At 60.7% G+C, this 3,506-nt stretch carries 3 protein-coding genes and 1 pseudogene; 3 read left to right on the top strand and 1 reads right to left on the bottom strand.

The window, feature by feature from the left end:
• The 3 genes from EN991_RS28145 to EN991_RS28135 all read left to right on the top strand — a co-directional run.
• A partial coding sequence (locus tag EN991_RS28145; protein ID WP_164769418.1) for a GGDEF domain-containing protein occupies window positions 1-691 on the top strand: 691 nt, incomplete at its 5' end.
• A gap of 289 nt (window positions 692-980) precedes the next feature.
• On the top strand, window positions 981-1,943 hold the full coding sequence (locus tag EN991_RS28140) for a glycosyltransferase (protein ID WP_127369976.1): 963 nt from the start codon (window positions 981-983) through the stop codon (window positions 1,941-1,943).
• Window positions 1,944-2,095: 152 nt separating this feature from the next.
• Window positions 2,096-3,322, top strand: coding sequence for an anion transporter (locus tag EN991_RS28135; RefSeq protein WP_013532433.1), 1,227 nt, complete (start codon window positions 2,096-2,098; stop codon window positions 3,320-3,322).
• Between the two features lie 80 nt (window positions 3,323-3,402).
• On the opposite strand, the pseudogene EN991_RS41150 reads toward EN991_RS28135, so the two are convergent.
• Window positions 3,403-3,506 (bottom strand): annotated as a pseudogene (locus tag EN991_RS41150) (TetR family transcriptional regulator); the annotation flags it as partial.

Below are 3,506 nucleotides of genomic sequence, written 5' to 3'. Positions count from 1 at the left end.
CTTCAATTTTCCCTATCTTTCGCCCGAGGCCGTGTGGCGGGCGCAGATGACCGACCTGATGCTGCCTTTGGTGCTGGGCGGCTCGTTTCTGTTTTTCCTGATGTGGAAGATTCGCCAGCTGGCCATCGCGCAGCGCGATCTCAGCGTCATCGCCGCGACCGACAGCCTGACGGCGGTGCTGAACCGTGGCGCCTTCTCGATGCTGGTCGAAGCCTATCTCGAGCAGACCCGCAAGCAGGAGCAGACCCGTTCGGGGGCGTTGCTGATCATCGACGCCGACCACTTCAAGTCGATCAATGACCGCCTGGGCCACGATTGCGGCGATCAGGCGCTCAAACTGATAGCGCAGGCGATCAAGGGGCAACTGCGTGGCAGCGATATCGTCGGCCGCATCGGCGGCGAAGAATTCGGCGTGTTTCTGCCCGGCGTGGATCCCTCGCAATCCTGGGTGGTTGCCGAAAGCATCCGCCGGCGTATCAGGGAGATGGAATTCTCACCCGGCGGCAGGCCTTGTCCGCTTTCCGTCAGCATCGGCGGCACAAGCTTTACCGGCCCGATCACATATGAGGAAATCTTCTCCGCTGCCGACAGAAGGCTTTACACGGCCAAGTCGAACGGACGCGATCAAGTCAGCTTCGATCCGGCCGGAACGTCTCCGGCGCCTGCGCCCGGCGTCGCCACCGTGCATTGACGGGCGAAACTTGCAGAAGGCTGATCGGGAAGCTCTCGAAACAGACGCTCCTTCTATGTTTCCAAATACTTATAATCAGCCGCGAGGAATCCGATCCTTACGGACAGCATGCCGGCTCGATGGGCCATGGACTGCAACCGCTTGCCGGTATACTCCCCCCGCGTTGGCGATGTTTCGTTGTCGGCAGAAACGGTTTTGACTCTGAGTTTCCAAGCGTTCCGGCCGACAGCGATCATAATTTTTGATGCTGGCGAACATATGCGGAAACGGTCAGGTAAACACAGCTATTATGATCCATTTGTTCAACGGCTTTCAGGACCCCTTCGGTGGCAGTGACCTTGAAGCTCTGGAACTGTACCGGCTGTTGAGTGTCGATTCCGAGGTGCATCTGTGGGCAACCTCCTCCAGCGTGTCCGGCGAGTTGATGCGGAATTTCCCGATTCGCCGCGTCTCGCTGTCGAAGTGGGATGTACCGAATGGCGGTACCTACGTCTTTCTCGGCTCTCATTGGCGCAACAAGATATGGCCTTACCTGATCCCGCGGCCGCGCCGGCTGATCTATGTCTTCAATACCTTTCACCCGAAAATCATCTCGCTGACGAGACGCATGCCCCGCATGCTGAACTGGCCCGACGCCGAACTGGTGCTGATTTCCGATTTTCAGAGACGGATGCTCCAAGTCGATGGCACCGTGCATCCGTCTCCGATCGATATCGAACGTTTTTCACCACGGCGTCTGGGTTCGGATCGTCCCTTCACCGTCGGACGCTTGAGCCGCGATGGGCCGGGCAAACATCATCCCGATGACATACCCCTCTACGAGACATTGCTGGCCGAAGGTACTGCCTTGCGGATTCAGGGAGGGATAGGGCTCAAGGACAGCCTCATGCCGCATCCGCAACTCGAACTGTTCCCACCCGGCCAATTTTCCGCCGAAGAGTTTCTGCAGACGCTCGACGTGTTTTATTATCGCACCGGTTGGCATATGGAAACCTTCGGTCGCGTGGTGTTCGAGGCGATGGCCTGCGGGTTGCCCGTGGTCTGCCATTCATATGGCGGTTATTCCGACCATATCAGGCATGGCGAAAACGGTTTCTTGTTCGAAACGACGCAGCAGGCGGCGCGCATCCTCGCCGATCTCAAAGCCGACCCGGCGCTGCGGGCGGCAGTGGGCCTCAAGGCACGACAGACCGTCGAGCAGATCTATTCTTCCCAAGCTTTGCGACAGAGGCTGGATTTCTACCTGCGCTAGCTGCACGTCATCCCTTGGGCCATGGGACATCCTTGGCGCAACAACATGCCCGCTGTCATCGATCTCGACATCGCGCTAAAGCAGGCACGCAAAGCGGACGAATGGGGCCGACAGCCAGCGGCGTGCCACAGACTGGGCAGGACTTCTTATCGATGACATTGATGGGCGCGGCGGCACTGCTGATCCTGATCCTGACTTACGCCGGTGTCGCCATTGGCCGCATCCCCGGCCTGCGCCTCGACCGGGCAGGGATCGCGCTTCTCGGCGGGGCCGCGATGATCGCCATCGGCGCGCTCAGCATGGAGGATGCGTACCGGGCGATCAATTTCGACACCATCACGCTTCTGCTCGGCATGATGATCGTGGTGGCGCATTTAAAAGTGTCGGGCGCCTTTCGTGGCCTTGGCGCCGTCGCCATCGAGCACGCGCATGCGCCCTTCATGCTCTTGGTGATGGTGACGCTGCTGACCGGCGTGTTGTCGGCCTTCCTGGTCAACGACGCCATCTGTCTCGTCATGGCGCCGATCGTCGTCCACGTCACCCGTGTGATCAAGCGCAACCCGATCCCCTATCTGATCGCCACCGCCACCGCGTCGAATTGCGGCAGCGTCGCAACCATCACCGGCAATCCCCAAAACATGGTCATCGGCGCGCTGTCGGGCATTTCCTATCCGGCCTTTTCGGCAGCGCTGGCTCCGGTCGCTTTGTTCGGCCTCGTCGCGGTCGTTGTCATCATCCGCATTGTCTTCCGGGCCGAATTCGCCCGCACCGTCCAATTGACGCCCGAGGTCTCGCGGGGCCGCATGCACAAGGGGCAGGTGCTGAAGGCGGTGGTGGTCTGCATCGGGCTGGCAATTGCCTTCTTCGCCGGCGTGCCCGTCGCCAAGGCCGCACTCATCGGCGGCGCCATCCTCTTGCTTACCCGGGCCATTAAGCCGGAGCGCATCTACCGCGAGATCGACGGTCCGCTGCTGTTCATGTTCGCCGGTCTGTTCGTTGTCGTCGCCGGCGCCGAAAAGACGCTTCTTTCGCCCGACATGATCGCTTCGGCCAGGAATCTCGGGCTGGACGACGTCTGGCGCTTGTCCGGCTTCACCGCGGTGCTTTCCAACATCATGAGCAATGTTCCGGCCGTGCTGGCGCTGCGGCCCTTCATACCCGGCCTCGAAAACCCCGAGCGCGCCTGGCTGGTCGTCGCCATGAGCTCGACGCTGGCCGGCAATTTCACGCTGCTGGGTTCGGTCGCCAACCTGATCGTCGCCGAACAGGCACGCGCCGCCGGCACGACGCTGTCGTTCGGCGCTTTTTTCAAGGTCGGCTTGCCTTTGACGCTGATAACGCTGGCCGCCGGCACCGCATGGCTGGCTTTCGGTTTCTAATGCATGTCGTTGCCCCAAAAGTGGCCCCGGTTTTAGGGCAACGACATGCATAAAACCAAAGGCTTAAAGCGCGTCGCGCTTTAGACCTGGCTGCCTGAAAGTCGCGCCCGCACCAGCGTCGCCGCGGCGCGTCCGGCCGCTTCGATGTAATCGGGGTTGCGGTGGATCAGCATGGTCGAAAAGC

Source organism: Mesorhizobium sp. M7A.F.Ca.US.005.03.2.1, from assembly GCF_003997795.1.
GTDB lineage: Bacteria > Pseudomonadota > Alphaproteobacteria > Rhizobiales > Rhizobiaceae > Mesorhizobium > Mesorhizobium ciceri.
The sequence above is the reverse complement of the archived record's forward strand: the minus strand, read 5'-3'. Positions and strand labels throughout refer to the sequence as shown.

Excerpts from the sequence above, each read along its gene's own strand:
- EN991_RS28140 (WP_127369976.1), top strand. The coding sequence starts at position 981 with ATGATCCATTTGTTCAACGGCTTTCAGGACCCCTTCGGTGGCAGTGAC.
- EN991_RS28135 (WP_013532433.1), top strand. The coding sequence starts at position 2,096 with ATGACATTGATGGGCGCGGCGGCACTGCTGATCCTGATCCTGACTTAC.